Here is a 6,005-nt window from a genome sequence, read left to right on the forward strand (position 1 = left end):
CGGCAACACTACCAAAGCGGTGGATCATGCCCGCGAGATTTTGGAGAACGCCGGTTATGAGGTGCTGGTCTTTCACGCCACCGGTACCGGCGGGCGCACCATGGAAAGCCTGATCAATGACGGCTACATCACCGCCTGCCTCGACATCACTACCACCGAACTGGCCGATGAGGTGTGCGGCGGTGTGCTGAGCGCCGGCCCGGAACGCTGCCTGGCGGCGGCGCGCAAGGGCATTCCCACCGTGCTGGTGCCCGGCTGCGTGGATATGGCCAACTTCTGGGGCATGGATACCGTGCCGGAAAAGTACAAAGGGCGCAAATTGTACCAGTGGAACCCCAATGTGACCCTGCTGCGCACCAATGTGGAAGAAAATATCCGCATTGGCGAAATGATCGCCCGCGCCGCCAATGAATCCACCGGGCCGGTGGCGGTATTGATTCCGCTCAAAGGCGTTTCCATGCTCGACAGCCCGGGCGGCGACTTTTGGGACGAAGAAGCCGACCGTGCCTGCTTTGAAACCATCCGCAAGAATCTCAAACCGGGCATCCCCTATATTGAGATTGACGCCAACATCAATGATCCGGAATTTTCCGGCAGGGTTGCCGAAACCCTGCTGGAGATGCTCAAAAAATCCGAACAGGAGGTTTGAAAATGGCATTCACCCGTCAGGAAATCCTCAACCGTTTGCACGCTCAGGTGGCTGCCGGCCGGGCAATCGTCGGCGCGGGAGCCGGCACCGGCATCTCCGCCAAATTTGCCGAAGCCGGCGGGGCGGACATCATCATCATCTACAACTCCGGGCGCTACCGCATGGCCGGGCGCGGTTCGCTGGCCGGTTTGCTGCCCTACGGCGATGCCAACCAGATCGTGGTCGAGATGGCCAGTGAGGTGCTGCCGGTGGTCAAAAATACGCCGGTGCTGGCCGGGGTGTGCGGCACCGATCCCTTCCGGCTGATGCCGGTCTTCCTCAAACAACTGCGCGAGATTGGCTTTTCGGGCGTGCAGAACTTCCCCACCGTCGGGCTGATTGACGGCAACTTCCGCGCCAACCTGGAAGCCACCGGCATGGGCTACGACAAGGAAATCGAGATGATTCGGCTGGCGCATGAGATGGACCTGTTCACCTCGCCGTATGTCTTCGATGCCGATCAGGCGCGCGAGATGGCAAAGGTCGGCGCCGATCAACTGGTGGCTCATGTCGGGCTGACCACTTCGGGCAGCATCGGGGCTGGGGTGGCAATGACCCTCGATGAAGCCATTGCCAGAGTGATGGAAATTGCCGAAGCCGGGCGTCAGGTGCGCAAGGATATACTGGTCATCTGCCACGGCGGACCGTTTGACGAACCCGATCAGGTCGGCAAAGCGCTGGCGCGCATGCCGGGCATTGCCGGCTTCTTCGGGGCATCCAGCATCGAACGTCTGCCCACCGAGCGCGCCATCCGCGCCCAGGTCGAGGCGTTCAAGAATATTCGCCTGGCATAGACCCTCTTGCCGGAAGAGACTACACCGGCGGGCTCAATACCCGCCGGTTTCGTGTTTTAAACCTCAGTTCAGGATAATTCCTTTTCCACTCCCCAAAAACCACCTGAGCGGTTTTCGGGGAGGTAAGAGGGGGTAATTGCAATACTGTTTTGGTCTTAAACCTGAGCCGAATTCAGGTCAATCTGCTCGTTCAGATACGGGATATCCAACATCAGCACATCCAGCAGCAGGCGCGTGTTGAGGTTGGCGTCCAGTCCGGCCTGGGCCTGTTCGACGGCGTTCAGGCAGGCATAGGCGCGCCGCAGGTCAAGGTGGGCAGCCACCTGTTCCAGCATTGGACGCAGGTCGAGGTTGGTCAACGCCTCGGGCTGACCGCCGCACAACAGCAGCACATCCCGCCACAGGCTGCTCCACAAACGCAGCACGCCGCGGATTTGTTCGCGGTCTTTGCCGGCCAGCCCCTCGCTGATTTGAAAGCGAACCGCGCGGCTGCCGGAAAGGGCGGTGAAGAGCGTTTTGATCCACTGGCGGCGTTCTTCCAGTGCCGCCGGGTCGTGATGCAGGCGCAGGGCTGCGCCGGGGCGTCCGCCGCTCAGGTGAGCCAGCCATTCAGCCTGTTTTGGCTCCATAACCGCGTTGCGCTGCAAATGATCGGCAAGGGATTGCAGTGCCATCGGGCGCAGGCGCAGCACCTCGCAGCGTGAAACGATGGTCGGCAGCACATCCTCGGGGGAGGATACGGTCAGCAGCAGGATGACTTTGGACGGGGCTTCTTCCAGGGTTTTGAGCAGGGCGTTTTGCGCGCTGGGGGTGGCCTGTTCAAAGTTGAGCAGCAGGGCAATGCGGTAACGGGCTTCGTAGGGGGAGAGCGAAAGGCTGTGCTGCAGCTCGCGGATTTGTTCAACTTTGATGGCGCTGCCCGGTTCGGCGGCCTGCACCACCGTCAGGTCGGCATGTTCCATGCGTGCAATCTGCCGGCAGTTGCGGCATTCACCGCACAGCCCGCCGGGCTGCGGCGGCTGGCTGCAGTTCAGCGCACGGGCAAATTCCAGCGCCAGCGTGCGCCGCCCGACCCCCGGCACGCCGCTGAACAAATAGGCATGGCGCACCTCGCCGCTGCGAATGTGCTGCTGCAGCAGGTGCACTGCCCAATCCTGCCCCCAGATTTGCCAGGTCATGGGTTGATTTTAACCGAAGAAAATCAATGCAGGGGGTTCAATTTGCTTCTCTTACCTGCCTTGCATCTTTTTTTACCCCCCAGGCCTTATGAATCGGCGGCCGCATACTTCAAAGAAAACTGGTATGACCACTCATCCTGGAAGGAATCCGAAGAAAAGCCATTGACCTTGAGGATGGTCGGCAGGGCACGGCGCGGGTAAGTGCCTTCCGGCAGGGGAAAGCGCATCACGAGGGTGGCCTGCGTGCCGGCTTCGATCACCATCGCAGAATCGGTACATTCGGCATTGATCTGCTCGTTTTCCACAGTAAGGATTGCGCAGGGTTCAAGGTTGCTCCAGCGAACCGACCCGGCCGATTCGTTTTGCGCCAGCAGCCAGATCTGGTAATAATCCACCCCATGATGCAGGGTAAGCGGCACCAGACTCACGCGCTGGTGGGTGACCGGTGATGTGGTCAGGGTGTATTCTCCCAGCACACCGCTGCTGATCCAGGACTTTCCATCCAGCAAATGCACTACCTGATACATCTCATAGGTTTCGGGCTGGGCACCTTGCTGCTGCACGCTGACCCGGAAGATCACCCGCTCGGGATCGAAAATAAATTCTTCCTTGAATTGTACTGCTTCGATTCGCCATCCGTTCAGGCTGGCCTGACGGGCGGCCTCGGCCAGTGCACGCCGGTCAAATCCGGTAAGCGGCAAGAGCAGTTCAGCCGCCTGTTCAAATTCACCTGCCTGCAAAAAAGCGTAATAGTCCTGCAAGGTTTGCCGTGCAAGGGCCACCCCCTTGCTTTCGGTGGATTCTCGGATCGGGGTGGGATTGACTGGCGGGGCGGGCTGGCAGGCGGTTAAGAACAACAGCAACCCAAACAAGAATGCTCCCACCCTTTGCCAAATTCGATAATCCATTTCTACCCTCTCCTTTGTTCAATCAGGTTGTCTGCACAAATCGCAGTTTCTTAATTACCTGTATAACAAAAATAAATAAAAAATAAGTAACTTTATTCATTTTCAAAAAATGATATTTTTCATATTGGTACTATTCTCAGTGAACCAACGCCAAAATTCGTTCAGCAAATACCCTGTTCTCTTTCCGAGAGAGAAGGTTAGGCTAGTTGCCTCCCAATCCATTTGAGCAGAGAAATCCTTACACCCAATGGCATGACTCCCCATCCTCACATGCGGAAATCCTAAATTCACAGCGGCTCAATAAGAAACACCCCCGCACAAAACGAAACAGGCTCGAATTCGGCCTGAAAGCCGGCGGCGCGCAGGGCTGGCAGGTCCTCCTCAACCAGCCAGTATTCTTCTTCATCCCATGCCTCGCCGGCGGTTTGTTTTGCCTGCCGGCGCGCCTCTCCATTGATAAAGGCAATATCGCCGATCACGATCCAGCCGCCGGGTTCGAGGTGAGCGCGTAGTGCGTTCAGCAGGGCAATTTTGCCGGCCGGATCAAAATGATGAAAGACATAGGTGGAAACGATGCGCGCGTAACGCTGCGGCACATCGGCCGGCAGCGGTTTTCCCAATTCGTGCTGGAAAAAGTGCGCCCCCGCTATTTTGCGGCGGGCCATTTTCAGCATCTCGGCGGAAAAATCGCTGCCCCACACGCGGCAGCCGGCCTGTACAAAGCGGGCGGTCAGGTTGCCGGTACCGCAGCCGAGCTCCAGCACGGTCAGGCGGGGCTCAACCTGTGCCCTTTCAAAGACGCGTTGCAAGACGCTGTCATAGCCCTCGAAGGGAAAGCCCTGTCCGCGCCCGACTTCCGCATCGTAATCCGCTGCCCAGCGGTCAAATTCACCCGAGTGGAACAAACCGTTTACTTCCACTCGAACACCAGCGCCGGAAAGTCAGGCAGATTGATGGTCACTTTGGTCGGGTCAGGGCTGCCGCACGCCCCGCCGATGCAGTTGCATTTTTCGTCCATCAGATTGCTGGTGCAGGCGATGGCGGTGTATTCCACCACCCAATCTCCCCGCGCGCTGCGCGGCATGAAGGCATAAAAAACTCCTTCTGGGTCGGTCATCGCATCAGTACGCAGCTGATTCGGGGCTTCACCCTGGGTAATCTTAAATTGAATCCCGCTGATCGGTTTACCGGTGCGGTCGGCTACCCGCCCCATCACGGTGACCACTTCCTCCGGCTGAATGACCGGCACAGCCTGTAAATCCACCGCCGATTCGAGCAGTTGCGCAAAAATCCAGCCGCTGATGCCTTTGTCGTTCTCCACCCGAATCCACTCCCCGCCGGGAGATTTGCCGCGCACGGTGAAAACCGTCCCTTTACGCACGCTGGCTTGCACGGTGAACAAATAACCCGGGTTGGAACGGACGTTGACCCAATCCACGGCGGTGCGCACCTCGAAGGGGGCAAACGGCGTGGCGGTCGGCGTGGGGGTTGCGCTGGGCAGCGGGGTTGGCGAGGGGGTGAAGGTGGCCGTCGGCGGCAGCGGGCTGGGCAAAAGCGTTTCGGTGGGGGTGGGAGTGGGTTGATTCAGGGCGTTGCAGCCCGTAAAAAGCAACAACAGCAGCAACAAAAAACCGGTTCGGAAAAGTGCGCGCATGGCAAAATCCCTCCTCCTGTTCAAAGCCGTACTTTCCGCGCTTGAGGAAAGTTCAAACTCCTCCATATATGGATTATACAACTTTTACAGAATGGACAGAATCGCATTCCGGCAGCAATCCATCGCTTTCTCAAAGTCGAAAACGGTCAAACCGCAGCCGCGTGCGCCGACGGATGTCTTTTCGGAATAATCCACTGATGCGTCCAATCGAGCAATTTTGCCCCCTCCTTCGCCTCCCCCATATCGCTAAAGCGATATGGGGGAGGTCGGTGGGGGTCGTTTCGCCACACTTCAAGTTTCGATACCAAGTTTTAGGGATGTCAAGGAACTTTGAGAAAGCCATAGGCAGCAATCTGCGCGCCCAAAAAGCCCTGCCGATTTGCAGGAGAAAGGGCAGGGCTTCAGGCCGGTAAAATCATCGAGAATCAGGCGGGTTGAATGAACGTTCCGGCGCGCAGTTCAGCCAGAGTCTGCTGGATTTCTTCCATGGTGTTCATCACAAACGGACCGTAGGGGTAAATCGGTTCGCCGAACGGCGCTCCTGCCATGAGCATGAAACGCGCCCCGCTGGCAAGGCCGGTTTCTACCAGCAAGCGTTCCCCGGCTTCAAATAACAGCATGCGCAGGGCAGTTACCGGCTGCGTTCCGCCAAAGAGAGCCTGTCCCTCAAACAAATAAACCAGCAGGGTGTGTTCAGCCGGTAGATTCAGTTCAAAACGAGCGCCGGGCAGCAGCTGTACTTCCATGTAAATCGGTTGGGCGGCAATCTCGGTGACCGGTCCG

The 6,005-nt window shown here is 58.1% G+C and carries 7 protein-coding genes; 2 read left to right on the forward strand and 5 right to left on the reverse strand.

Translation table 11 applies throughout. The features are described from left to right. On the forward strand, positions 1-649 hold a 649-nt coding region (locus VAE48_RS07540), incomplete at its 5' end, for a Tm-1-like ATP-binding domain-containing protein (RefSeq protein WP_322792706.1). Between the two features lie 2 nt (positions 650-651). Continuing rightward, the gene (locus VAE48_RS07545; RefSeq protein WP_322792707.1) at positions 652-1,482 is read left to right on the forward strand and encodes a phosphoenolpyruvate hydrolase family protein; all 831 of its coding nucleotides are present in this window, start codon (positions 652-654) and stop codon (positions 1,480-1,482) included. A gap of 155 nt (positions 1,483-1,637) precedes the next feature. Here the strand turns inward: VAE48_RS07545 and holB are convergent, their stop codons facing one another. From holB to VAE48_RS07570, 5 genes are all read right to left on the reverse strand, one after another. Continuing rightward, positions 1,638-2,660 carry a DNA polymerase III subunit delta' gene (gene holB, locus VAE48_RS07550; RefSeq protein ID WP_322792708.1) on the reverse strand — a complete coding sequence of 341 codons (1,023 nt, stop codon included), beginning with the start codon at positions 2,658-2,660 and terminating at the stop codon, positions 1,638-1,640. An 86-nt stretch (positions 2,661-2,746) separates the two neighbouring features. Then, positions 2,747-3,568 (reverse strand): hypothetical protein, encoded by an 822-nt coding sequence (locus VAE48_RS07555; RefSeq protein WP_322792709.1) that lies wholly within the window; start codon positions 3,566-3,568, stop codon positions 2,747-2,749. 287 nt (positions 3,569-3,855) lie between these two features. After that, positions 3,856-4,488 carry a class I SAM-dependent methyltransferase gene (locus VAE48_RS07560; RefSeq protein ID WP_322792710.1) on the reverse strand — a complete coding sequence of 211 codons (633 nt, stop codon included), beginning with the start codon at positions 4,486-4,488 and terminating at the stop codon, positions 3,856-3,858. Further along, positions 4,479-5,222, reverse strand: a complete 744-nt coding sequence (locus VAE48_RS07565) for an SH3 domain-containing protein (protein WP_322792711.1) — start codon at positions 5,220-5,222, stop codon at positions 4,479-4,481. Before VAE48_RS07565 ends, VAE48_RS07560 begins: the two co-directional genes overlap by 10 nt. A gap of 425 nt (positions 5,223-5,647) precedes the next feature. Continuing rightward, a partial coding sequence (locus tag VAE48_RS07570; RefSeq protein WP_322792712.1) for a pirin-like C-terminal cupin domain-containing protein occupies positions 5,648-6,005 on the reverse strand: 358 nt, incomplete at its 5' end.

Source organism: Bellilinea sp., assembly GCF_034432615.1.
In the GTDB taxonomy this organism is placed as follows: Bacteria; Chloroflexota; Anaerolineae; order Anaerolineales; family Anaerolineaceae; genus Bellilinea.